Origin of the sequence: Flavobacterium turcicum, from assembly GCF_011365745.1 — a bacterium.
GTDB lineage: Bacteria > Bacteroidota > Bacteroidia > Flavobacteriales > Flavobacteriaceae > Flavobacterium > Flavobacterium turcicum.
Map to the genome: position 1 here is coordinate 875,883 of NZ_JAAOBY010000001.1, position 23,821 is coordinate 899,703.

22 protein-coding genes are annotated in these 23,821 nt (G+C 36.5%); 10 read left to right on the forward strand and 12 right to left on the reverse strand.

All coding sequences use genetic code 11. The features are described from left to right. Positions 1–50: 50 nt before the first annotated feature. The 5 genes from G9Q29_RS03840 to G9Q29_RS03860 form a co-directional block, all read right to left on the reverse strand. On the reverse strand, positions 51–857 hold the full coding sequence (locus tag G9Q29_RS03840; RefSeq protein WP_166133433.1) for a TPM domain-containing protein: 807 nt from the start codon (positions 855–857) through the stop codon (positions 51–53). Continuing rightward, positions 857–1,294, reverse strand: coding sequence for a TPM domain-containing protein (locus tag G9Q29_RS03845; RefSeq protein ID WP_166133435.1), 438 nt, complete (start codon positions 1,292–1,294; stop codon positions 857–859). The genes G9Q29_RS03840 and G9Q29_RS03845 overlap by 1 nt, the downstream gene beginning before the upstream one ends. Positions 1,295–1,376: 82 nt before the next feature. Continuing rightward, positions 1,377–1,958 carry a LemA family protein gene (locus G9Q29_RS03850; protein ID WP_166133437.1) on the reverse strand — a complete coding sequence of 194 codons (582 nt, stop codon included), beginning with the start codon at positions 1,956–1,958 and terminating at the stop codon, positions 1,377–1,379. A gap of 55 nt (positions 1,959–2,013) precedes the next feature. Beyond that, positions 2,014–2,346, reverse strand: coding sequence for a MerR family transcriptional regulator (locus G9Q29_RS03855; protein WP_166133439.1), 333 nt, complete (start codon positions 2,344–2,346; stop codon positions 2,014–2,016). 109 nt (positions 2,347–2,455) lie between these two features. After that, positions 2,456–3,433 carry a M23 family metallopeptidase gene (locus G9Q29_RS03860; RefSeq protein WP_166133441.1) on the reverse strand — a complete coding sequence of 326 codons (978 nt, stop codon included), beginning with the start codon at positions 3,431–3,433 and terminating at the stop codon, positions 2,456–2,458. A gap of 338 nt (positions 3,434–3,771) precedes the next feature. Between G9Q29_RS03860 and alaS the strand changes: the two genes are divergently transcribed. From alaS to G9Q29_RS03880, 4 genes are all read left to right on the forward strand, one after another. Next, positions 3,772–6,408: an alanine--tRNA ligase gene (alaS, locus tag G9Q29_RS03865; RefSeq protein ID WP_166133443.1), complete on the forward strand. Its 2,637-nt coding sequence runs from the start codon at positions 3,772–3,774 to the stop codon at positions 6,406–6,408. Between the two features lie 116 nt (positions 6,409–6,524). Further along, positions 6,525–7,292: a hypothetical protein gene (locus tag G9Q29_RS03870; protein WP_166133445.1), complete on the forward strand. Its 768-nt coding sequence runs from the start codon at positions 6,525–6,527 to the stop codon at positions 7,290–7,292. A 95-nt stretch (positions 7,293–7,387) separates the two neighbouring features. Beyond that, positions 7,388–8,338 carry a GSCFA domain-containing protein gene (locus G9Q29_RS03875; protein ID WP_166133447.1) on the forward strand — a complete coding sequence of 317 codons (951 nt, stop codon included), beginning with the start codon at positions 7,388–7,390 and terminating at the stop codon, positions 8,336–8,338. A gap of 2 nt (positions 8,339–8,340) precedes the next feature. Then, positions 8,341–8,961 carry a DUF4230 domain-containing protein gene (locus G9Q29_RS03880; protein ID WP_166133449.1) on the forward strand — a complete coding sequence of 207 codons (621 nt, stop codon included), beginning with the start codon at positions 8,341–8,343 and terminating at the stop codon, positions 8,959–8,961. 208 nt (positions 8,962–9,169) lie between these two features. On the opposite strand, the gene G9Q29_RS03885 is transcribed toward G9Q29_RS03880, so the two are convergent. The 6 genes from G9Q29_RS03885 to G9Q29_RS03910 form a co-directional block, all read right to left on the reverse strand. Beyond that, a complete protein-coding gene (locus G9Q29_RS03885; RefSeq protein ID WP_166133577.1) occupies positions 9,170–10,927 on the reverse strand; it encodes an aromatic amino acid hydroxylase in 1,758 nt (585 codons plus the stop codon). A gap of 219 nt (positions 10,928–11,146) precedes the next feature. Next, entirely contained in the window at positions 11,147–12,283 is a 1,137-nt protein-coding gene (locus tag G9Q29_RS03890) for an esterase-like activity of phytase family protein (RefSeq protein WP_225872879.1), read from the reverse strand. Between the two features lie 46 nt (positions 12,284–12,329). Further along, positions 12,330–12,728 (reverse strand): group III truncated hemoglobin, encoded by a 399-nt coding sequence (locus tag G9Q29_RS03895; protein ID WP_166133451.1) that lies wholly within the window; start codon positions 12,726–12,728, stop codon positions 12,330–12,332. A gap of 59 nt (positions 12,729–12,787) precedes the next feature. Beyond that, positions 12,788–13,324 carry a DUF4136 domain-containing protein gene (locus G9Q29_RS03900; RefSeq protein WP_166133453.1) on the reverse strand — a complete coding sequence of 179 codons (537 nt, stop codon included), beginning with the start codon at positions 13,322–13,324 and terminating at the stop codon, positions 12,788–12,790. A 45-nt stretch (positions 13,325–13,369) separates the two neighbouring features. Continuing rightward, a complete protein-coding gene (locus G9Q29_RS03905; protein WP_166133455.1) occupies positions 13,370–15,382 on the reverse strand; it encodes a urocanate hydratase in 2,013 nt (670 codons plus the stop codon). Positions 15,383–15,433: 51 nt separating this feature from the next. Continuing rightward, positions 15,434–15,610, reverse strand: a complete 177-nt coding sequence (locus tag G9Q29_RS03910; protein WP_166133457.1) for a DUF5522 domain-containing protein — start codon at positions 15,608–15,610, stop codon at positions 15,434–15,436. 93 nt (positions 15,611–15,703) lie between these two features. On the opposite strand from G9Q29_RS03910, the gene G9Q29_RS03915 reads away from it, so the two are divergent. From G9Q29_RS03915 to hemL, 5 genes are all read left to right on the forward strand, one after another. Further along, positions 15,704–16,033 (forward strand): hypothetical protein, encoded by a 330-nt coding sequence (locus G9Q29_RS03915; RefSeq protein ID WP_166133459.1) that lies wholly within the window; start codon positions 15,704–15,706, stop codon positions 16,031–16,033. A 300-nt stretch (positions 16,034–16,333) separates the two neighbouring features. Further along, complete coding sequence (locus G9Q29_RS03920) at positions 16,334–18,169, forward strand: T9SS sorting signal type C domain-containing protein (RefSeq protein WP_166133461.1); 1,836 nt, start codon at positions 16,334–16,336, stop codon at positions 18,167–18,169. 91 nt (positions 18,170–18,260) lie between these two features. Then, on the forward strand, positions 18,261–19,157 hold the full coding sequence (locus G9Q29_RS03925; RefSeq protein WP_166133463.1) for a 1-aminocyclopropane-1-carboxylate deaminase/D-cysteine desulfhydrase: 897 nt from the start codon (positions 18,261–18,263) through the stop codon (positions 19,155–19,157). Then, positions 19,150–20,040 (forward strand): glucosaminidase domain-containing protein, encoded by an 891-nt coding sequence (locus tag G9Q29_RS03930; RefSeq protein WP_166133465.1) that lies wholly within the window; start codon positions 19,150–19,152, stop codon positions 20,038–20,040. The genes G9Q29_RS03925 and G9Q29_RS03930 overlap by 8 nt, the downstream gene beginning before the upstream one ends. A 29-nt stretch (positions 20,041–20,069) precedes the next feature. Next, positions 20,070–21,356 carry a glutamate-1-semialdehyde 2,1-aminomutase gene (hemL, locus tag G9Q29_RS03935; protein ID WP_166133467.1) on the forward strand — a complete coding sequence of 429 codons (1,287 nt, stop codon included), beginning with the start codon at positions 20,070–20,072 and terminating at the stop codon, positions 21,354–21,356. A 72-nt stretch (positions 21,357–21,428) separates the two neighbouring features. Here hemL and G9Q29_RS03940 read toward each other — a convergent pair whose 3' ends face one another. After that, complete coding sequence (locus G9Q29_RS03940) at positions 21,429–21,893, reverse strand: hypothetical protein (protein WP_166133469.1); 465 nt, start codon at positions 21,891–21,893, stop codon at positions 21,429–21,431. 389 nt (positions 21,894–22,282) lie between these two features. Between G9Q29_RS03940 and G9Q29_RS03945 the strand changes: the two genes are divergently transcribed. After that, positions 22,283–23,818: a DUF4394 domain-containing protein gene (locus G9Q29_RS03945; protein ID WP_166133471.1), complete on the forward strand. Its 1,536-nt coding sequence runs from the start codon at positions 22,283–22,285 to the stop codon at positions 23,816–23,818. The last annotated feature ends 3 nt before the right edge of the window (positions 23,819–23,821 follow it).

Consider the following 23,821-nt stretch of genomic DNA (forward strand, 5'->3'; position numbering starts at 1 on the left):
GTGTTTCAATTATAAAGGGAATCATTTTAATCTTAAAATTGCTGCAGTGTTTACCAACCTCCGCTAGATCCTCCGCCAGAGAAACCGCCTCCGCCAAAACCACCACCGAAGCCACCTCCTCCAAAGCCTCCACCTGAAGAGCCACCAAATCCACCTCCGCCACCACGGCCAAGGTTGCTTAAAATGATCACATCGAGTAGGGAAGAGCCAATGCCTCCGCCACCGTTATTGCCATTATTTCGGTTGCCTTTACTGCGCGATGCTATAATTATTAAAACAATCACAATTAAAATGATGGGTCCAATAGGAAAGCCTTTGCCCGATTTTTTTTCAACGCGTTTGCCTTTGTATTTTCCTTTAAAAACATCAATTAAGGCATCCGTTCCTTTATCTAAACCGTTGTAAAAACTTCCGGCTTTAAATTCGGGAACAATAATATTTCGAATAATTTCGCCACCTAAACCAGCAGTTAATCGGTCTTCTAATCCATATCCAGGATTAATAGCAATTCGTTTTTCGGCTTTAGCCAAAAGAACAATTACGCCATTATCATCTTGAGCTGAGCCACCTATTCCCCAAGTTTGTGCCCACTTGGTAGCGAGTAAACTCACATCTTCGCCTTTTAAACTTTCAATGGTTATGACTACAATTTGCGTAGTGGTCGAATCAGAATATCGGATGAGTTTTTGCTCTAATTGTGCTTTTTCGGTACTGCTCAAAACATTAGCATAATCGTATACGGATGTTTGTAAATCTGGTTTAGCCGGAATAGTAAATTGAGCATTTGCTGCAAAACTTATCAGTAAGAAACCAATAAAGCAAAGTGTAGTTAAGATATTTTTTGGATATAGCTTCATTATCCTTTTGAGATTTCGTTTGATAATTCGTTTGTATCGCCTTCTTGCCAAGGAAAGTAGCGTTGTAATTGCTCGCCAGCGCGGTGAATGCCATCAATCAAGCCTTGTTTGAAATCGCCTTTTTTGAAGTGTGCAACCATGATGTCACGCGTACAGTCCCAAAAATCATCTGGAACCACTTCGTTGATGCCTTGATCGCCACAAATAACAAAATTGCGATCTTCTACTGCCAAATAAATCAATACACCGTTTTTCAATTCGGTTGCATCCATTTTCAACTCATGAAAAACATCCATAGCGCGGTCGTATGGATCTTGATCAGTAGTTTTTTCAATATGAACTCGAATTTCTCCTGAGGTATTTTTTTCAGCACTGCAAATGGCAGCTACTACTTCTTGCTCTTCGGCACTGCTCAACAAATCTTCTACTTTTGACATAAGAAAGGGATTGAATTACAAATAACGATTTTTAACTGCAAGATTGCAATCAAAAATCGTTATTCAAAATTAAAAATAGGATTTAGAATTTTACTTCAACAGGTTTTTCAGCACCTGCAACAGCTTTAAAGGCAGCTTTTTCTTTGTAGTCTGATAAAAACAATTTTCTAGGATTTTTCAAAACATAATTGTTGTACACTTCTACTGATTCGTTAAAACGAGTTCTAGCTGTTAAAATTTGATTTTCAGTACTAGCCAGTTCATCTTGCAATTTCATGAAATTAGAATTTGCTTTCAATTCAGGGTAGCGTTCTACAGAAACCAATAATTTAGATAATGAGCTGCTCACACCGCTTTGCGCTGAGTTAAAAGCTGCTAATTGTTCTGGGCTCACGTTAGCTGGGTCAATTGTTACAGAAGTAGCTTTGGCACGAGCTTCAATAACCGCTGTTAAAGTTTCTTTTTCAAAATCAGCAGCTCCTTTTACCGTATTTACCAAGTTGCCAATTAAATCATTTCGTCTTTGGTACGAAGTTTCCACGTTACCCCATTCTTTTTTAACTGCTTGATCAACTACAACAGCTCCGTTAGTTACGTTAATGTAGTACATAATAGCAAGTACAACTAATCCTCCAATGATAATCCAAGGCAAAAATCTTCTCATGTTTGTTTAATTTAATGTTTATTTGTTTTAATTGTTTGGTACTCCTAGCGTCACGCTAAAGTTCGTTTTTAATATTAGTTAATTGATTTCTAATTGCTTCTAGTTTTTTAATGATTTCGAATTTATCCAAGGTTTTCTTTTGACCTTCTTTCAAATGAATTTTTGCTCCTTCAAGTGTAAAACCTCTTTCTTTTACCAAATGATAAATCAATTGCAAATTGGTAATATCCTCAGGCGTAAACATTCTGTTGCCTTTTGCATTTTTCTTAGGTTTTAAAATATCAAATTCACTATCCCAAAATCGAATGAGCGATGCATTTACATCAAACGCTTTGGCTACTTCGCCAATGCTGTAATATCGTTTGTCTTTTGGTAAATCAATTTGCATTTTTATTTATTTTCTAATTTTTTACTTTATTTAATTTTCGCCCAATGAAACTAAACTTCTCACTCCTCACAATTCACTTCTCACAATTCACTTCTCACGATTCACTCTTTTAATCCAACGACTGATTCTCTTGATTCGCCAACTGCGCAATAACCACATATTCAACCGCTGAAATATTTCCGTAATAAAAATTAAGCGGGTTCACTACTTTACTATCCTTATGAACTTCGTAATGCAAATGCGGCGCTTCTGAACGTCCCGTGCTGCCTACATATCCAATAATATCACCTCTTTTCACGCGTTTTCCAGCTCTAGTGTTGTATTTGCTCAAATGCGCGTATAAGGTTTCATATCCAAATCCGTGCCGAATTACAATATGATTGCCGTAACCCGAGGCAGTATTATCTGCTTTTGCCACAACTCCATCGCCAGTAGCATAAATGGGAGTACCTGATTTGGCTGTAAAATCCATTCCTTCATGCATTTTTCGCGCTTTCGTGAAAGGATCTGTTCGATACCCAAAACCAGATGCCATGTGTTTTAAATTCTCGTTTCGTACCGGTTGAATGGCAGGAATGGCTGACAAAAAATCACTTTTCGCATCGGCAAGCTTTAAAATGACATCCAAAGATTTTGATTGTATGGCAAGCTGTTTGCTTAAAACATCTACTTTTTTGGTAGTTGATTTTACCAACTCTGAATTGTCAAATCCGGCAAGCAATTGGTAACGATTATTATCCTTAAAACCCGCTTTCCTGATCGAATCCGGAATCGCAGCTTTATTAAAATACACGCGATACAAATTATTATCTCTGTCCTCAATTTCGGCAACAACATCGCTCATTTCGTCTAAGCGTTCGTTTAAAATAGCATAATTTAGTTTCAAATTTTCAATTTCACGAGCTTGCAAGCGGTCTTTTGGCGTTTCAAAATAAGGAGTGTTCAACAATACAATGAAACTCAAAAAACCAAACAAAGCTGCAGCAACTATAAAAAGCAATGCAACACCTATTTTTTGCCTTTTTTTAGTTTTTATTTTTCTATAGGCTAGATTTTCAGAATCGTAATAATATTTTACTTTCGACATATTTTAAAATACCCTATTTTTGCGCTTTGTAAAGGGTTAGTCGAACAAATTTAAGAAATGTTTCATTCGATACCGCCTTTTTTCAGGAATTAATAATACATGTGCCCAATCCAGCTATCCGCTGCAAGGTTGTTTCATGAAATTGTTTTTTCTATTGCCCTTGCAGGAGCTTCCGTTGGTCGCTCTGCCAGCGCAAGAAAAAATAAATTTCATTTCACAACGCTTTTCGCTACTATCTGGGGCAAAAGGAACAAAAAGATTTAATGATTAAAAAATTGAAAAATTCAATTCTAAATAATCTTTAAATTGTTAAGTCTTTAAATTTTTAAATTAAAAAAATGACATCACAACAAGTACGCAAGCAGTTTTTAGAGTTTTTCGCATCCAAAGGGCATTTAATTGTGCCTTCGGCGCCCATCGTTTTAAAAGACGATCCTACCTTGATGTTCAATAACTCAGGAATGGCCCAATTCAAAGAATATTTTTTGGGTAACGGAACTCCAAAAAGCAACCGAATTGCCGATACTCAAAAATGTCTGCGCGTTTCAGGAAAACACAATGACTTGGAGGATGTAGGTTTTGATACCTACCACCACACCATGTTCGAAATGTTAGGAAACTGGTCTTTTGGTGATTATTTCAAAAAAGAAGCTATCAATTGGGCTTGGCAACTTTTAACCGAAGTGTACAAAATTCCAAAAGAAAATTTATACGTTTCTGTTTTCGAAGGAAGCGCAGAAGACAATGTGCCTTTTGACCAAGAAGCTTGGGATATCTGGAAAACATTAATTGATGAAGACCGAATCATTCTTGGAAACAAGAAAGACAACTTTTGGGAAATGGGAGATCAAGGACCGTGTGGACCTTGTTCTGAGATACACGTTGATTTGCGTACCGATGCTGAAAAAGCTTTGGTTTCAGGAAAAAGTCTCGTAAATAATGATCACCCACAAGTTGTTGAAATCTGGAACAATGTATTCATGGAGTTCAACCGTAAAGCCGATGGATCACTGGAGAAACTTCCAGCACAGCATGTAGATACCGGAATGGGATTTGAGCGTTTGTGTATGGCGTTGCAAGGCAAAACATCTAATTATGACACGGATGTTTTTACACCACTTATTGAGAAAGTAGAACAAATTACAGGGTTGAAATATACATCTGATGAAGTGAAAAACATTTCAGAGGAACAGAATAAAACTAATATTGCCATTCGTGTTATTGTAGATCACGTGCGTGCCGTAGCGTTTGCAATTGCTGACGGACAATTACCATCAAACACAGGAGCTGGTTATGTAATTCGTAGAATTTTGCGTCGTGCAATTCGTTACGGATTTACATTTTTAGATACCAAAGAACCTTTTATCAATAAATTAGTTGCTGTTTTGGCAAATCAAATGGGAGAATTTTTTCCAGAGATTAAAGCACAACAACAATTGGTTACCAACGTAATTCGAGAGGAAGAAGCGTCGTTTTTACGAACTTTAGATCAAGGATTACAATTGTTAGACAAAGTGGTTGCAGAAACTTCAGGAAATGAAGTTTCAGGAGCAAAAGCTTTTGAATTGTACGATACTTTTGGTTTTCCGAAAGATTTAACGGCTTTGATTTTAAAAGAAAAAGGAATGTCTTTCAACGAAGCTGAATTTGATGCTTCTATGCAAGAGCAAAAAAATCGTTCACGTGCTGCATCTGAAGTTTCAACCGAGGATTGGACAGTGTTGATTCCTGGAAATGTAGAAACATTCGTAGGTTACGACCAAACAGAAAGCGAAGTAAAAATCACTCGTATTCGTAAAGTAGATTCTAAAAAAGATGGTGTTTTATACCAGATCGTTTTAGACAATACGCCTTTTTATCCAGAAGGTGGAGGTCAAGTAGGTGATAAAGGAACATTGGTTTCGGCAAACCAAACGATTGATATCATTGATACAAAAAAGGAAAATAATCTGATTTTACATTTTGCTAAGCAACTTCCAGAAAATATTGAAGCTAGATTTGTAGCAAAAGTAAATACGGATTTAAGAACGTCAACTTCTAAAAACCACTCGGCTACACACTTGATGCATTTGGCTTTGAGAAGTATTTTAGGAACACACATAGAGCAAAAAGGCTCGTTAGTAAATCCAAACTATTTGCGTTTTGACTTTTCGCATTTCTCTAAAGTTTCAGATGAGGAATTGCGTCAAGTAGAAGCAAGTGTGAACGCTCAAATTGAAGCACAGTTACAATTGGTAGAACACCGTAACATTCCAATTCAAGAAGCATTAGACAAAGGAGCAATGGCTTTGTTTGGAGAAAAATACGGCGATTCAGTTCGAATGATAGAATTTGGTGAAAGCAAAGAATTATGTGGTGGAATTCACGTAAAAAACACCGCCGAAATCTGGCATTTCAAAATCATTTCAGAAGGAGCAGTAGCAGCAGGAATTCGTCGTGTTGAAGCCATTACGGGTGATGCAGTGAAAAATTTCTACCAAAATCAAGAACAAACTTTGGCAGAGATTAAAGAAACGCTGAAAAACCCACAAGATGTTTTAAAATCAGTAACTTCATTGCAAGATGATAATGCGAAGCTGAAAAAACAAATCGAGCAATTATTAAAAGAGAAAATCGACGGATTAAAGAATGTTTTGGTTGCTGATTTTCAAGAGGTAAACGGTATTAACTTTTTGGCAAAACAAGTTGATTTATCAATGAGTTCTACCAAAGATTTGGCGCAAGCTATTGGAACTACTAAACCAAATTCATTTGTATTTTTAGCTTCAATTGAAGAAGGTTTGCCTAACATCCATTGCTACATTTCAAAAGAATTGGTTGCAGAAAAAGGCTTGAACGCTGGAACTGTAATTAGAGAATTAGGAAAATTAATAGACGGGAATGGTGGCGGACAGCCGTTTTTTGCTTCTGGAAAAGGGAAAAATGCAAACGGAATCCAACAAGCATTAGAACAAGCAATTGCCTTTGTACAATAAGGCAAAGAGTTAAAATTTTTTAAATGTGAGCTATTTTGTGTAGCTTTGACCGCTTGAAGTGCTGCAAATAAAACAGTTAATCAACTGTAAAAATGCAGTTGCAACTTTTAAATGAAATGAAAAAATTAAAAATAGTACAGCTTATTGGTTTGTTGGTTTTGCTTTTTACTTCTTGTAGCCAAGAGAAAAATGGAGAGGTAAAATTAGTCAATAAAATAGTTGAAACCACTGCAGATGATAAGACAGTAACCACTGTTTTTAAGTACCAAGGAGATAAACTTGTAAATACAAACAGCGAGTTGGTTCGCAATGATTTTACTTACGTTGATAGTTTAATTTCGCAGATTAAAACTACAGATAAGAAAAATAATAAGGTAACGGTATACAATTACACATACCAAAATGGTAAGTTGGCCCGTGTCGAATCATCTGACAAAAAAGTGGTACGCTACCAATACAATACGGATGGAACAATTAACTATGAAGGTTTTGAACTACAAGATCAAAAAGAAAAACCTTTATATATAGGCGTATTCACTGTGAAATCCGCAAACATTATTACAAATAAAAAAACCTTTGTGGTAGATCAAAAAGGAGGTAAAAGCACTGAATTAATTACCTTAAACTACGATCAATTTAAAAACCCTTGGAACCAGATTGCAGGTGTTAGCAAATTACTAGATCATTTTGCTTTAATTTCTGCCAATAACGGTATTATGACGGTTGTTGAAAACTCGACTATTTTTGCTGACGACAGTGTTACATCTTCTGCTAACATGTACAGTTGTACAATGAAATATGATGACGACAATTATCTTATTGAACAGATTTTCGAAGACGCACCTGATGATCGAGAATATTTAAAAGTCACCTATTTTTATTAAAGATAAAACTTTATCAAAAGCCCTTTTCGATGTTTTGAAAAAGGGCTTTTTTTGTACCCATAATACAAAAGCAATACTAGTTTAAATTTTTTTCTATGCAGTTTACTACACCAATTCCCATTCCTAAAAATGAATTCCTTATTGATTACACTTCTAAAATCATGTCAATAGGTTCTTGTTTTGCTGTAAATATGGCTGAAAAATTAGACTATTATAAATTTCAAAATAGCTGTAATCCATTTGGAATTCTCTTTCATCCACTAGCAATTGAAAAACTTATCGAGTTGGCTGTTTCTGAAAAGAAATTTACTGATAACGATGTCTTTTTTTACAACGAACGTTGGCATTGTTTTGATGCGCATTCTGATTTAAGTACATCAAACAAAGACGAATTGTTGGCCACACTAAATGCTATTCTTGCGTCCGTTCGCGAATACATCATGCAAGCAAGCCATTGCATTATCACTTATGGGACTTCGTGGGTTTATCGTCATATCGAAAGCCAAGAAATTGTTGCAAATTGTCATAAAGTACCTCAAAAACAATTTCAGAAAGAATTGCTGACTGTGGCAACAATACAAGAAAGTATCACCAATACAGTCAATTTAATTCGTACTCTAAACCCTCAATGCAAGCTTATTTTTACAGTTTCACCAGTACGACACATCAAAGACGGTTTTGTTGAAAACCAAAGGAGCAAAGCCAACATTATTAGCGCGCTTCATGAGACTTTTGACTTTCAACTTTCGACTGTAAGTTATTTCCCCTCGTATGAAATCATGATGGACGAATTGCGTGATTATCGTTTTTATACCGATGATATGTTGCATCCCAATCAAACAGCGATTAATTACATTTGGAAACGATTTGCAGACGCCGTCATTTCAGGAAAAGCTTGGTCAACAATGGATGAGGTAGAAGGTGTGCAAAAAAGCCTTGCTCACAAGCCATTCAACCCCGAATCAGAAAGTCATTTGAAATTTCAAGCCAAAGTCAGAGAAAAAATAACTATATTAGAATCTCAATACTCATTCATGAAATTTTAATTATGCTGAAAAGAATATTAATCGGAATAGCAGCAGCTCTAATCATATTTTTGCTATTTAAATTCTGCGACTTCAAGAAAGACGAGGATCAAGATATTACGTATAACACCAATCTTATTCAGCAACAAATTTTAAATGTTGGGAAATTAGTGGTTACTGAAGGGCATTTTTCTGAGGTGATTACTTATAAAAACCAACAGAAATATTTGATGGATATGCTTTCTTTTGAGAAAAAAGCCTTGGTTGTGGTTAATGCTGATGTTACTGTAGCTTACGATTTGCACCTAATGAAATACGATATTGATTCCATTAACAAAATCATTACGATTGTTCAAATTCCAAAGGAAGAAATCAAAATCAGCCCCGATATTCAATTTTATGACGTCGAACAAAGTAAATTAAATCCTTTCACGGGTGACGATTACAATAAAATCAACAAGTCGGTAAAAGCCAATTTGGCTAAAAAAATTGAAAAATCGTCCTTGAAAACTAACGCACAAAACCGATTAATTAGTGAGTTATCTAAGTTATTGATTACCACAAGTCAGTTGGGCTGGACATTGAAATATGACGGTCAAGTAATTGAAACCGAAAAAGATTTTGGGCAAAAAATCAAAATGTAAAGCAAAGAAAAACCGCAAATTCGCAAATTTTAAATACTTTTAAAAATCTGCGAATCTGCGGTTAAATTTTTATTAAACTGTTTTCTTCCACAAAATTCAGCTTTATCTTATTTGATATAAATCTGCGAATTTGCGGTTAAATTTTTTTCAAATGTTTTCCGATACCAAATCCAAATCTCTTAAATCTGCGAATTTACGGTTCATAGCTTTAAGCTTTCGCTTTGTCAAAAATCAAGTCTAAGCCACCAGCAATCAAATGAGCTACTTCGGGTCTTTTACTTTGCAATTGTTCTAAATATACCATGATTTCCTGAGCCAACTGCGGTTCATCTCTTTCTTGTAACAATTCTGTGATTTCAACTGCGAGTAGCCAATCGTTAGGGTGGTTGTTTTGTAACTTTTCAAAAATTGGAGCCAATGATGTTTGTGTATCTTTTGTAACTCTAATATTTCGAACGGTTTGGTACAAAACTTCCAAATCATCGCGCTCAGCAGATTGTTTCGCTTTAATAGTTTTGCTCGATGGCAAATGCGTAATCAAATCAAAACTCTTCACATCAGCAGGTCCTGAAAATGCCGAAGTTATCTTTTTCCCAACTGCCATATCATAAACTCCCCATTCTGGTTGAAACAATACTTTCTCACCATGCGTTACCGTACAGTTTTTAAAACGAATTAAAGTAATTTCGCCTTGTAAGTTTCTCGATCCAGTAATAATTTCACCTGTAACTTTAATACCGCCTTCAAAATCCAAAGTAACTGTTTTCGATTCTAAAATATCGTAAGCATTCAAGTCTTTCGGACTCATGTCTTCAATAGCCAAGTTGATGCCTTCTAATTTTCCAATTGGGCTACCAAAACCTTCCGGATGCGTTAAGTTGCCGTGTCCTACCAATTCTTTTTCGCGATAAGCCAATGCCGTTTTTCCAGTAGTTTGTAGGTAAATCGGTTTTCCGTCGTGCTCAATAACCGAACTGAAAACACCTGAAATCTGTAAGCCGGTACTCAATTCAACGGTACCCAATGCTTTCGAATCAATAAGTTTTTTAATCCCTGATAAGCCGCCAGTTCGCAACGCCATTTTATTGGCAAACTCTTCTAAAACCAAATTCAAATACGCAAATGTTGGTGTAACATACAACTGCGGCTGTAGTTTAGTAATGTCAAAACTCTGGTTAGCTGCCGAGATATCGTAAGGTATTTTTTTTACCGCAGGAGTCATGCAGTGTGCACTTTCGCCAATTGATGACAGTAGTCCTGCACCGTAAATTTTCGGATCTTCTACCGTACCAATCAAGCCGTACTCTACTGTCCACCAATGTAGGTTTCTAATCTGAGCCATTTCTGAGAGTTCTCCCATATTATTTTGCAAATCTTCAACCGCTTTTTCAGCAGCAGCAATCGTATCTTCAGGCGTATCTTCGGCTTCTTTTACAATCGATAAGTAACGAATGGCCTCATACATTTCGTAATCTTTGTGCGATGATATCGCTTTACAACCAATTTCACCAAATCGACGCAAATATTCAGCATATTCCGGATTAGCAATAATAGGCGCATGTCCGGCACCTTCGTGAATAATATCGGGTGCTGGAGTATATTCAATGTGTTCGAGTTGTCTGATGTCTGACGCAATAACCAATACATTGTAAGCTTGAAATTCCATAAAGGCATTTGGCGGAATAAATCCATCAACTGCAACCGCAGCCCAGCCTATTTCGCTCAAAATACGGTTCATTCCGTACATACTCGGAATATCGTCAATTTCAATTCCTGTCTTCTGCAAACCGTCTAGGTACGAATTGTGGGCTACCTTCGATAAATACGCCACATTTTTACGCATCACATAACGCCAAACCGCTTGGTTAATGGGCGTGTAATCGCTATAATCCTGAGGTTTAATAAATTGTCGTAAGTGCTTTGGCAATCGGTCTAATAACGGATTGCTTTCTATAGTTGAGTTCATGTCGAAAACGTTGTAGTTCAGCCGCAAAAATACGAATTTCAGGAGCCATTTCCCGCTTTTCATGGCAAGTTTTTGCACATCCGTTTGTTTTTCTACAGTTTCGGCAGGAGCTTCCGTTGGTCGCTCTGCCGCAACAAGAAAAATCAAAACGGCTTTTGCAAAAAGCTTTCTATTTCAATCGGGGCTAGGGGTGTATTGCAAAAAAGTCGCCTCGATTTATTACTCGATTACCTCAAATAACAAAAATTGTGTTTTTTGTTTCTCTGAAAAATTATTGTCAGATACCAACACTAGCGATCTGTTGCCATTTTCAAGTCGAGGGCCAAAGGTAATTCCCTCAATATTGTCAATAAAAATGCCGAGTTCATCCAGATTCAAAATCAATTTTTTCGATGCTAATTGAATGCTGTTTACTAGCAGTGACGTGCTGTTTTTTACATCAGTCGCATTTTTTAAATCACATAAAAAGATTTTTACCGTGCACGCTTGCGTACCCGTTGAGTAGGAGCGCTCTACCACCAAAAGCTGATTTATTCCATAATATTGAATGGCCGAAATACCATTAACAGCAAAGGCACCTGCCGGCGATGGCGCTTTTGCAATCGGTTCTAATCGATAACCGAATTGCGCTATATTCTGATTTTTTTGGGTATCAAATTGATATAGTCTAATCAAACCTCCGGTGTTTAAATTCGACTGTGGACCGTCTTCAAACAAAGGTTCTTCTAAATTGGCAAAGCAATTTTTATAATCGAAATCGAAAGTTAAACCTTCTAGCGTGCCATTGTTTCTTGGGCCTTTTTCAATTTCCTGCACCTGTAAATTTTCAGGGAGTTTCATTTCGGTCACATAGGTTCCTTTCGTGTCCATGATGGTCAAGGCCGGATTTTGCAACACTTTTTTCCCGGAGCTTAACACGCGAGCGCCTTCACTAGTCCAAAGTAAACTTTTAGTTTTTGCATTGTAACGTAAGTCTTCGGGATCAGTTGATAGGTTGGGTGTCGTTTCCCAATTGGCAAAGGATTCTCCTTGTTCGTTTTGCAAACGATAGGTATTTTTAAAAGCGACCTCGCTAATGGCGTTGTTTTGAATCGCGATTGAAGCAGTGTAAAAACGAGCTTCTTGGTAAATAGAGCGATCGTCGCAAGCTAAATAATACAAGTCGTTTTTTGCATCGTAATCAATTCCAGATAAACCGCCTATCGTTGTGTTTTGAAAACTAGTGTTAAACGGAATTTCAATTTGATTCAAAAATCGCAATTGTGGTGCTTTTTCTGCTGCCAGACTTGGTTTGTTTGTCGCGCAGGCTAAAAATAAAAAGGAACTAAGTAAGGCGAATATGGAGTTACGCATCATTATTTTGTAGGGTTTGAAAGCTTTTGAACTGGAAAGTTAATTGGTTTTAGTCTTTGTTTTGTTGCTGTTCTAAGTTTCTGAAATAATCAATTTTATAATGAAACATATCGGCCATTCCTTTGGCTCTGTATTTAGCTTCATCAACCAGCGGTCCCGCAAATTGCGCATCAGCATTTTCAGTAAACAGTTGCATCCAACGGTTAAAATGTTCTTTGCCAATAGGCAAATGCTTGTGTGGCGGAAACGGACTGCCAGAATAGGAGTGTACTTCGAGTAGAATTGTTTCCCAAAAACCGTACATTTTTTCTAAGTGTTCGGGCCATCTGTCGCCTATTTTAGCATTGAAGATAGGTCCTATCAAATCGTCTGTTTGAACTTTGGCATAAAAGGAATTAACCAAAATTTTAATATCATCTAATGTTTTTATATCGTGTAGTGTAGTCATAATAAAGTATAAAAAAAGCCTACACAAAGGTAGACTTTTCGTTTAATTAAGTGGTGTTCTTATTTCGCTTTTGGCGGAAACTGAGCTAGAATTTGGTTCACAAATTCGTTGATTCTTTTTTCTTTGTTACCGTTATTTTGGGTAATATTACCGATGCCTTCTCCTTGCCAGATTAATTCTTTCTTTTTAGCATCGATTAAATCAATAAACAAAGTACCCTCAACGCTAGAAGATGCAAAGGTGTTGTTGCCACCCCATAAAAATGGATTCCAACCCCAACCCCAGCCGTAACCCCAACCCATGTTGAATTGGTTTACGTCGATTCTTTCTCTTTCTTTGGTAAAAATGTTGACTAATAAATCAGGATTTTCGCTTTTGGTCATTCCTTTTGCGCTAAGCTCAACGTCAATTGCGTTTAAAATTCGTTTTTTATCCAGTTGCGAAATTTCAACCTTATCAATTCCGTTTTTATGGAATGCATATGTTTTGTATTGTGAAAAATCAACTTTCGAATCAAAGTCAGATTGCACCCGAACAGAGGCGCAGGAAGCCAATACAAAAACGAATAGTACAGAGAGTAATTTAATTGTTTTCATGGTATTTCAGTTTGATATTAATGGGACTTATTTTATGTTCTTACTTTAATTGCTGAGTAAATCATCGCTAACTTCATTAGGGATGGTCACTTGCAGCAAAGGTTGCGCGGCCATTGCTCGTTTGATTGCAAAAATTGCACCTTCGTTGCGCGCCCAACTGCGTCTGGAAATTCCGTTGTTCACATCCCAGAAAAGCATTGATTCTAAACGTCTTGATGCTTCTTTAGTGCCATCAAGAACCATACCAAAACCACCGTTAATTACCTCGCCCCAACCTACGCCTCCACCATTGTGAATAGATACCCAAGTTGCGCCTCTAAAACTGTCTCCAATTACATTTTGAATGGCCATATCGGCTGTAAATCGGGAGCCATCATAAATGTTAGATGTTTCTCTGTACGGAGAATCGGTTCCGGAAACGTCGTGGTGATCGCGTCCTAAAATTATGGGTCCTATTTCGCCGCGGGAAATGGCTTGATTGAATGCTTCGGCAATTTTTATTCTTCCTTCGGCATCAGCATAAAGAATTCGGGCTTGTGAGCCTACAACTAATTGGTTTTCTTGAGCGCCTTTTATCCATTGAATATTATCGGCCATTTGTTGCTGAATTTCTTCAGGTGAATTTTTCATCATTTCTTCGAGAACATCACAAGCAATTGTATCGGTTTTAGCTAAATCCTTTGGGTTACCTGAGGCACAAACCCAACGGAATGGACCAAATCCGTAGTCGAAACACATTGGACCCATAATATCCTGAACGTAACTGTTGTATTTAAAGTCGATGTGGTTTTCGGCAAAAACATCGGCTCCAGCACGCGATGCTTCTAGTAAAAAGGCATTCCCGTAATCAAAGAAATAAGTTCCTTTTGCTGTATGCTTATTAATCGCAGCCGCATGGCGACGTAATGTTTTTTGTACCTCCTCCTTAAATTTATCAGGATGATTTGCCATTAAATCATTGGATTCCTCGAAAGTATTTCCAATTGGATAATAACCTCCAGCCCACGGATTGTGCAGTGAAGTTTGATCAGAACCCAGATCAATATGCAAATTTTCTTGGTCAAATCGTTCCCAAACATCAACGACATTTCCGAGATAGGCGATTGAAACTACTTCTAGATTTTCTAAAGCGTTTTTAACTCTTGGGACTAATTCATCAATATTTTCAATCACTTCATTGATCCAACCTTGTGAACTACGAATATGGGTAATTTTCGGATTCACCTCTGCACAAACGGTTACGCAACCTGCAATATTTCCTGCTTTTGGTTGCGCGCCAGACATTCCGCCTAATCCAGAAGTTACGAATAAACCGCCTTTTGGAGCTTTTTTAATTTTTCTAAAACCGTTTAAAACCGTGATTGTCGTTCCGTGAACAATTCCTTGTGGACCGATGTACATGTAACTTCCCGCCGTCATTTGTCCGTATTGCGACACGCCTAAAGCATTCATTTTTTCCCAATCATCTGGCTGAGAGTAATTTGGAATCACCATTCCGTTCGTAACAACCACCCTCGGCGCCTCTTTGTGCGAAGGAAATAATCCCATTGGATGCCCAGAATACATGCTGAGTGTTTGCTCGTCGGTCATTTCGGCTAGGTATTTCATGGTAAGTAAGTACTGCGCCCAATTTTGAAATACAGCGCCATTGCCACCGTAGGTAATCAATTCGTGCGGATGTTGCGCAACAGCATGATCCAAGTTGTTTTGAATCATTAACATGATCGCTTTTGCTTGCGTACTTTTTCCGGGATATTCGTTTATAGGTCGGGCATAAATTTCGTAATCCGGTCGAAAACGATACATGTATATACGACCAAAAGTTTCTAATTCAGCTTTAAATTCTGGAAGTAATTCGGCGTGATGCTGTGGCTCAAAGTAGCGTAAGGCATTTTTAAGCGCTAGTATTTTTTCATCATCTGATAAAATGTCTTTTCGTTTGGGAGCATGATTAATTGCTGTAGATGCAGTTGGATTAGCAAATCGGGCACTGTCATACGGCTTAAGCTGTGGTAAAACTGTTGGTATTCCTTGAAGTATTTGTTCTTGAAAAGTCATTTTTTGATGTGTGTTTTTTCGTTTTTACCTGAATTTTTGACTGCAAACCGCTTACTTTTTTACTGTACCTGTTTTTTTATTAAATCCATACGGACAATGTCTGCAGCCATTTTTACAGCAATAACCGCGTTTTAAATGGTGTTTTTCGGTAAAGCATTTGTATCCTTCTGGAGTATAATAGAAATCTTCGCCCTCTGTTAATTTATTTTCATTACTTTGGCTTGTCATAGTGCAATTTGAATTTATTGGGTCTTATTTTGTTGCTAATTCGAGCTTTTAAAAGAGCACCGACCCACTACAAACTTATAAATTTTAAAGCGAATGTTTTTGATTGTGGCCAAATATTTAATTCCGAAAGGATACCGCAGCATCACTCTTTTTCCGTTTATCATTTTTAACGATAAATGTGAGAAACAAGATCTTGTGTTGGTTCAACATGAAAAAATACATCTGCGACAGCAATTAGAGCTTTTAATTATTCCCTTTTTTTTGTGGTACGCTATTGAATTTTGTTGGCATTTAATTAAACTAAAAAAATGGCAACTCGCTTATCGTGCTATTAGTTTTGAGCGTGAGGCGTATGCAAACGAGCACGATTTGTCATATTTTACCAAACGCCCTATTTTTAATTTCTTCCGTTTTTTAAGTTAGTCCAGTTTATTTATTTGATAAAACGATTTTGAAAAAGCTTGTAAACAAAAAATAACTGTTTCAAGTAATCAACTTCTTTAGTACAATTTTTTATTGTCTAAATTTTATTTATAAGAAAAAGAATATATTTTTATTAAAAATATGTATTTTATCGATATTTTGTACTTTTTATCGGTTTTTTTAGTGTTTTGTAATTCTTTTTTTTTGTAGCTTTGTCTCGTTGCTTAACGGGAAGATTTGATTTAAACCAGAGCAATCAATTTAAGAGAAACAGGAGTCACGAATTTAATTCTAGCAATTATGAAGACAAAATTACTTAAGAGATCAGCCGTTTTGGTAATGGTGCTTTTTCAGTTTCACATGTATGCGCAAATGTATGTGAGTCCTAATAGTTTTGTATTTGCTAAAAATCAAGTTGTTTTTGTTAAAAATCAAGTCGAGCTTAATGCAACAACGAGTAATCTCTACTTGCGCGAAAATGCACAATTGGTACAAGCAAGTACTGCCGGAAGTGCCAATAAAGGCTTAGGTGCTTTATCTGTTTTTCAAGAAGGCACCACAAATAATTTTCAGTTCAATTATTGGTGTTCACCAGTTGGAGGAGCTAGTGCAACTGCAGGTAATTCGCCATTTGGTATTTCACAATTAAAAGATGTAACGGGTTTGATCAGTTTTAATGAACCTACCATTTTACCTATGAATAATTACAATGGTCAGGCAAATCCTTTATCGATCGCACCATATTGGATATACAAGTTAATTGGAACATCCAATTATGCAAGTTGGATTACAGTAGGTTCTGCGTCATCAATAAATGCTGGTGAAGGCTTTACAATGAAAGGGACTGCAGGAACCAATTCTACAACAGTCAATGGAGTTCAAAATAATTCAGGAAGCAAGCAACGCTATGATTTTAGAGGAAAGCCGAATGATGGAACCATTCAAATTCCAATAGCTGCTTCGCAATTTACTCTAACAGGAAACCCATATCCTTCTGCTATTGATTTGTCAGCCTTTTTAACAGAACAACTTAAAACTACCGGTATTGCTTACTTTTGGGAGCATGATAAAACGGTTGCTTCTCATTACATTGCTGACTATAAAGGTGGTTACGGAGCTTTTTCGCCAGCAGGTGGTGGAGCTGGAGTTTATGTCCCAGCTACCTTTTACTCGTATGATGGCTCAGGCAACCCAAGTACAATGATTGCAACAGGTGGCATGTTTAATAGACGATTTTCGCCAGTTGGGCAGGGTTTCATGATTATGGGTAATGTAAGCGGAACGGTTGAAATGAAAAATGCATATCGCGTTTTTGTAAAAGAAGGTGCAGCGAATAACTCTCAATTTGAAAAGGTGCAGCCTAAAAAGGATAAAGCTGTAGATCCCAATGTTGCATTTTTATCAAGAGTACAGTCTGTTTCTGGTTTTGATTATAATAAAGTAAGTGTTGCAGTAACACCTCAAATAAGAATCAATGCCTTATTAAATAATCAAGGAATCCGCCAATTGGCATTAGCTTTTATGCCAGAAGCTACAGATGGTATAGATCGTGCGATGGATGCTTTATCTTCAAGCGATAGTGCAGCTGCAGATATGTTCATAGCTCTTAACAACGCAGAATATATTATTAATGTCACCAATTTTGACCTTGATAAAAAAATAGCTGTTGGTTTTAAAAATGATAAGCCTGCGAATTATAAAATTACTGTCAAAGATATTATGAATTTGGATGCAGTAGAAGCCGTTTACCTTCACGATAAGGTGAGTGATTTGTATTACGATATCAAAAATAACTTTCATGAGTTAGATTTACCGGCAGGAAAAAACACAACGCAATTTGAAATTACGTTCCGTAAAAACACTACATTAGGAATTGATGAATTGAAGGCTGAAAGCTTTATCGTTTATCACAATAACAGCGCAAAAAACGTTGTAATTGAAAATCCAGAATCATTAGATTTGAGCTATTGTGGCATTTATGATATTGCTGGAAAATTGTTGTTTACTAAAAAAGATATTGGTTCAAATGTCAAATATGAATTCCCTACAAATGGTTTGGCTGATGGAATATATATTGTTAAATTAAGCACAGCAGACAATAAAACAGTTGGGAAAAAGATTATTGTAAAAAATTAAGTTGGTGGATTTGGTTACTTAAAAGGTGCAACTCGTAAGGGTTGCACTTTTTATTGTTGAATAGTTTTACCTTTGTGATAAATTTAGAACATTGAATCAAATCTTGCCGCAGCTGTTTCCTAATAATTGTACTATTGCTATTAAGCGAGAGGACTTACTACATCCATTTGTTTCAGGAAATAAATTCAGGAAACTAAAATACAATTTGCAACAAGCTAAAATTGAACATCACTATACATTACTGACTTTTGGAGGTGCTTTTTCAAATCATATTGCCGCAGTAGCGTACGCAGGTAAAGTCAATGGTTTTAAGACAATTGGCGTAATTCGCGGTGAGGAACTCATTGATAAAATACTCGATAATCCCACATTGCGTTTTGCTCAAGAGTGTGGTATGCAATTTCATTTTGTCACTCGGTCACAGTATAGAGAAAAAGAAGATCCTACGTTTTTAGAACATTTAAAATCGCAATTTGGTTGGTTTTATAATATACCAGAAGGAGGGACAAATGAACTTGCAATCAAAGGATGTACTGAGATTTTAACGCAAACTGATGCTGAATTCGATTTTATTTGCTGTGCCGTGGGTACAGGTGGTACAATATCTGGAATCATTGCTAGCGCGCAACCTTCTCAAAAAGTTTTAGGCTTTCCTGCTCTAAAAGGTGATTTTTTAAGCAATGAAATTCGTAATTTTGTAAATCGAGATAATTGGGAATTGATTACCGAATATCATTTTGGAGGCTATGGAAAGGTGAATTTAGAGTTGGTAGATTTCATCAATGAGTTCTATTCAAAGTTTAAAATTCCGCTTGATCCAATTTACACAGGAAAAACAGTATTTGGAGTTTTTGACTTGATTCAAAAGAATTACTTTCCTGAAAATTCTAAAATATTGATTGTGCACAGTGGCGGTTTACAAGGTGTTGCAGGCATGAATTTAAAATTAAAAAACAAACAGTTACCAACGATAGATATCCATGTTTAAAAAAATAGTACTTCTTTTTGCCGTCATATTATTGGGGTCTTGCAACACAACAAAGCCCATAATTACGACTAAAAAACCGGTTTCCAATACTAAGACAACTCCAACTAGGACGATAAAAAAAAATCCAGTTTCTACCGTTGGTAAAACGAAGCCAATTCCGAAAAAAGTAACCGCAACATTTCCGAAAAAAACCGAAACTGAAACAATTGTTTCTACCTCAAAAACGGTGGTTACCTCTGATGTAATTGTAATGTACGTCGCAAAATTTAAGGATATTGCCATGAATAACATGAAGTCCTATGGCATTCCAGCCAGTATTATTTTGGCTCAAGGAATATTAGAATCAGGTGCTGGAAAAGGAGATTTAGCCTTCAATGCTAACAATCATTTTGGTATAAAATGCCATGTAGGATGGACCGGTGATAGCGTAAAACACGATGATGATGCTTCGCAAGAATGTTTTCGTAAATACGAAAGCCCATCAGAATCGTTTCGAGATCATGCCTTATTTTTAACAACAAGAAATCGATATGCCAAGTTGTTCTTATTGCCAAAAGGCGATTACAAAGCATGGGCACATGGATTACGTGCGGCAGGTTATGCAACTGACCCTAAATACCCAGACAAACTTATTTCGTATATAGACCGATACCAATTGCATCAATACGATAATCAAGTTTTAGATAGTAATTATGTGCCATCAAAAGAAACCGTGGTGCTAGCGCAAAATAATGAGCTAAATGAGGCTGAATATGTGGTGCAAAAAGGGGATACTTTGTATTCGATTTCTAAAAAATTTGCATTAAAAGTAGAAGAATTGAAAGAAAAAAATAAGTTATCAGACAATATCCTTTCTGTAGGACAGCGTCTGGTTGTAAAATAATCACTAACACTAATTCTCAAAATAATACAATGTTATATCAAAGAAGTAGTCAGCTTTTTGCTGAAGCAGAAAAAGTAATTCCTGGAGGAGTAAACTCGCCAGTTCGTGCCTTTAGGGCAGTAGGAGGAACTCCTATTTTTGTAAAAAGTGCCAAGGGAGCCTATTTGTATGATGAAGATGGTAATCGTTTAATTGATTACATCAATTCTTGGGGTCCGATGATTTTGGGTCATGCTTATGAACCAGTTGTACAAGCAGTAATTGATAAAGCTAAGTTAGGTACCTCATTTGGAATGCCCACCGCTTTAGAGACTGAAATTGCAGCTTTAGCCGTTAAAATGGTGCCAAATATTGATAAAATTCGGTTTGTCAATTCAGGTACTGAGGCTTGTATGAGTGCAATTCGTTTGGCAAGAGGATTTACTAAAAAAGACAAAATCGTAAAATTTGCAGGTTGTTATCATGGCCACTCTGACTCGTTTTTAATTCAAGCGGGTAGTGGAGCAATTACTTTTGGTTCACCAAATAGTCCTGGTGTTACAGCGGGTACGGCCAAAGATACCTTGTTGGCCAAATACAATGATTTAGAGAATGTAAGAGCACTTATCGAGGCAAACAAGGACGAAATTGCCGCTATTATTGTAGAGCCTGTAGCAGGAAACATGGGCTGTATTCCGCCTCAAAAAGGATTTCTAGAAGGTTTACGAACACTTTGTACTGAAAACGGGATTCTGTTAATTTTTGATGAGGTAATGACTGGTTTTCGTTTGGCTGCAGGTGGTGTTCAAGAATTAGTTCAAGTAAATGCAGATATCGTTTGTTTTGGTAAGGTAATAGGTGGTGGTTTACCAGTAGGGGCCTTTGCAGCACGTGAGGAAATCATGAATTATTTAGCACCACTTGGTCCTGTTTATCAAGCAGGAACCTTGTCTGGAAATCCTTTGGCTATGGCTGCAGGATTGGCTATGTTGCAAGCATTAGATCGAGATAGAAGCATCTTTACCAGATTGGCAGAGAAAACGGCTTATTTGGCTGCTGGTATAGCACGCGTACTCGAGGCGAACCAAGTAACGTTTACAATTAATACTATTGGTTCAATGATTTCAGTTCATTTTGATGCTGAACCAGTTGTTGATTTTCAAACGGCTGCTAAAGGAGATAATGAAACTTTCAAGAAATTCTTTCATGGTTTGTTACAAGAAGGGATTTATATTGCGCCTTCAGCCTATGAAACGTGGTTTATCACAGATGCTTTAACATATGAAGATTTAGATTTTACAATTGAAGCCATAGATAGAGTTTCTAAAACTTTTTAGTAAATTATGATTTAAAAGTAAAAGCCCAAAATGAAATTTCATTTTGGGCTTTTTAATGTGTTAAAACTAATTTTATTTATTTGTATTAGAATTACCTCCTTTACGTTGCTTATGCATTGCAAGGCGGTGGTTCATGCGATCATTTTTCTTTTCTTTCATGGTTTCCCACTTTTTAAACTGCTCATTAGAAAGTATTTTTTTCATTCTTGCTTTCATTGCAATTTGATCGTCTAGCATTTGATTTTTTATTGCAAAACGTTCGTCAGCAGTTGGTTTTTTAGCATTTGCTGCTTGCTTTTCTTTTCTGTTTGCCAATGCAGTCTCTCTTTTGTTACTTTGCTCGTTGAGAACAACTTGAATTTCTTTTTGTTGGGCTGTAGATAAATCAAGGTCTAAAGTCATTTTTTTTAAATGCAACTCTTGTCTTTGTTCTTTTGTTAATTGATTCTCTCTCGCATTTCTGCGGCCTTCCATTTTTTCTTGAGCATTACTTGCCATTCCTACAATTAATGCAACTGCAATTAGTACTTTTTTCATCGTGTTTTGTTTTTTGGATTAATACCATTAAGATTGCTTTGAATGCTAAAAGTTTAATCCTTAACATAAGTTTATTAGTTTTTGTATTTTGTTTTAAGTGTTTTTTTTAAAAGAATATATGTTATAATTACTTGATATTCAGTCACTAAAATTTTATAGCTGATAACTTATCTCTTTTTATTTTAGTGAAGGGATAAAGATATAAAGGCCAAAAAAATTACCACAGCATTTTTTTTTACAAAAAAATTTAGATCGTGCGAAGCCAATAAAATGCGGTCTTTTTGATTTCTAGAACTGAAAATGATCTTGTTTTTTAATTTTTTTCATAGGAATAGGAAACCAAATTTGAAAATCCTTCGTACATCTCCTTATAACTAAATAAATAAACAATGAAAAACAATCAACAAAACTTAGGTTTAGCTTCCACTTTTGGATTGGCTATTTTATCACTATTTACGGTTTCATGTAATGATGATGATGTAAAAGAAATGGAAACTCCTGTAACACCACCTGCCGTGGTAGCACCAGATGTTAATTTTACTGCCTTGGCTAGTAACAATACTATTTTAACTTATAATGCACGTAATTTAAATACTGCTACGTCAACTACCGCTATTCTTGGTCTGCCTATGTCAGAAAACATTGTGAGCATTGACTACAGACCAGCAACCGGCCAACTATACGGTTTAGGTTCTTCAAGCAGATTGTATGTTATTAACGAAAAAAGTGGTCAAGCAACGGCACTTGGAGCTGTAGCATTCACTCCGCTATTAGCTGGAGGAAACGCATCAATTGATTTTAACCCAACAGTTGATAGAATTCGTTTGGTAACTGACTCAGGTCAAAATTTAAGACTACACCCTGAATTGGGAACAGTTGCAGCAACTGATGGTGCCATAAATGGTGGTGGTTCTGCTAAAATTGGGGCTGTAGGATACACAAATAGTATGGCTGGTGCAGCTTCTACTTTATTATATGATATTGACTTTGAACAAGATAAATTATATATTCAAAATCCACCAAACAACGGAGCTTTGCAATTAGTGGGTGATTTAGGTGTAAATTTTGAAGGAACTGGTGATATGGATATTTTGCCAGATAATTCTACTGCATTAGCAGTGACTAACAGTAACAATGTTTCTACATTATTCACAGTTAGCTTGTTAACTGGTAAAGCAGAAAATGTTGGTAAATTTACAGCATCGGTAATCAGTATTGCATTCAAAACTAATCCAATAGCCTATGCTACAACAGCAGGAAATATGTTAGTTCGTTTCAATCCAACAAACGGTTCAAACAATAGCGTTGCCTTAACAGGTCTTGCTTCGGGAGAAAGTGTAGTAGGAATCGATTTTAGACCTGCAACAGGAGCTTTGTATGCTATTACAAATCAAAGTAGATTATTTTCTGTTAATACTGCTAGTGGAGCTTTGACTCAAGTAGGTACAGGTTTGTTGACAGCTTTATCAGGTACTTCTTTTGGATTTGATTTTAATCCAACAGTAGATAGAATTCGTTTAGTGAGTAATACAGGTCAAAACTTACGTTTGCACCCAGACACAGGAGCGGTTACGGTTGATGGAAACTTAAATCCAGGAACTCCAGTTGTAAATGCTGCAGCATATACCAATAACTTTGCTGGTGCTACAACAACGGTATTATTTGTGCTTGATTCACAAACTGATACAATGTTCCGTCAAGATCCACCAAACAACGGAACACTAGTTTCTATTGGAAGTTTAGGAGTTAATATTGATGCGGATAGCGGATTTGATATTGGAGGAACAAGCGGAAGTGCTTTTGCTCTACTAAAAGTTAACGGTGTAACAGGAGTTTACAGCCTGAACACTACTACAGGAGCTGCAACAAAAGTAGCAGATCTTAATATACAAGCTACTGCAATGGCCGTAGGTTTAGGGTTTTAATAG

What these genes read in the sequence shown, in the direction of transcription:
- G9Q29_RS03840 (WP_166133433.1), bottom strand. Translation starts at nt 857, where the DNA reads ATGAAGCTATATCCAAAAAATATCTTAACTACACTTTGCTTTATTGGT.
- G9Q29_RS03845 (WP_166133435.1), bottom strand. Translation starts at nt 1,294, where the DNA reads ATGTCAAAAGTAGAAGATTTGTTGAGCAGTGCCGAAGAGCAAGAAGTA.
- G9Q29_RS03850 (WP_166133437.1), bottom strand. Translation starts at nt 1,958, where the DNA reads ATGAGAAGATTTTTGCCTTGGATTATCATTGGAGGATTAGTTGTACTT.
- G9Q29_RS03855 (WP_166133439.1), bottom strand. Translation starts at nt 2,346, where the DNA reads ATGCAAATTGATTTACCAAAAGACAAACGATATTACAGCATTGGCGAA.
- G9Q29_RS03860 (WP_166133441.1), bottom strand. Translation starts at nt 3,433, where the DNA reads ATGTCGAAAGTAAAATATTATTACGATTCTGAAAATCTAGCCTATAGA.
- alaS (WP_166133443.1), top strand. Translation starts at nt 3,772, where the DNA reads ATGACATCACAACAAGTACGCAAGCAGTTTTTAGAGTTTTTCGCATCC.
- G9Q29_RS03870 (WP_166133445.1), top strand. Translation starts at nt 6,525, where the DNA reads ATGAAAAAATTAAAAATAGTACAGCTTATTGGTTTGTTGGTTTTGCTT.
- G9Q29_RS03875 (WP_166133447.1), top strand. Translation starts at nt 7,388, where the DNA reads ATGCAGTTTACTACACCAATTCCCATTCCTAAAAATGAATTCCTTATT.
- G9Q29_RS03880 (WP_166133449.1), top strand. Translation starts at nt 8,341, where the DNA reads ATGCTGAAAAGAATATTAATCGGAATAGCAGCAGCTCTAATCATATTT.
- G9Q29_RS03885 (WP_166133577.1), bottom strand. Translation starts at nt 10,927, where the DNA reads ATGAACTCAACTATAGAAAGCAATCCGTTATTAGACCGATTGCCAAAG.
- G9Q29_RS03890 (WP_225872879.1), bottom strand. Translation starts at nt 12,283, where the DNA reads ATGATGCGTAACTCCATATTCGCCTTACTTAGTTCCTTTTTATTTTTA.
- G9Q29_RS03895 (WP_166133451.1), bottom strand. Translation starts at nt 12,728, where the DNA reads ATGACTACACTACACGATATAAAAACATTAGATGATATTAAAATTTTG.
- G9Q29_RS03900 (WP_166133453.1), bottom strand. Translation starts at nt 13,324, where the DNA reads ATGAAAACAATTAAATTACTCTCTGTACTATTCGTTTTTGTATTGGCT.
- G9Q29_RS03905 (WP_166133455.1), bottom strand. Translation starts at nt 15,382, where the DNA reads ATGACTTTTCAAGAACAAATACTTCAAGGAATACCAACAGTTTTACCA.
- G9Q29_RS03910 (WP_166133457.1), bottom strand. Translation starts at nt 15,610, where the DNA reads ATGACAAGCCAAAGTAATGAAAATAAATTAACAGAGGGCGAAGATTTC.
- G9Q29_RS03915 (WP_166133459.1), top strand. Translation starts at nt 15,704, where the DNA reads ATGTTTTTGATTGTGGCCAAATATTTAATTCCGAAAGGATACCGCAGC.
- G9Q29_RS03920 (WP_166133461.1), top strand. Translation starts at nt 16,334, where the DNA reads ATGAAGACAAAATTACTTAAGAGATCAGCCGTTTTGGTAATGGTGCTT.
- G9Q29_RS03930 (WP_166133465.1), top strand. Translation starts at nt 19,150, where the DNA reads ATGTTTAAAAAAATAGTACTTCTTTTTGCCGTCATATTATTGGGGTCT.
- hemL (WP_166133467.1), top strand. Translation starts at nt 20,070, where the DNA reads ATGTTATATCAAAGAAGTAGTCAGCTTTTTGCTGAAGCAGAAAAAGTA.
- G9Q29_RS03940 (WP_166133469.1), bottom strand. Translation starts at nt 21,893, where the DNA reads ATGAAAAAAGTACTAATTGCAGTTGCATTAATTGTAGGAATGGCAAGT.
- G9Q29_RS03945 (WP_166133471.1), top strand. Translation starts at nt 22,283, where the DNA reads ATGAAAAACAATCAACAAAACTTAGGTTTAGCTTCCACTTTTGGATTG.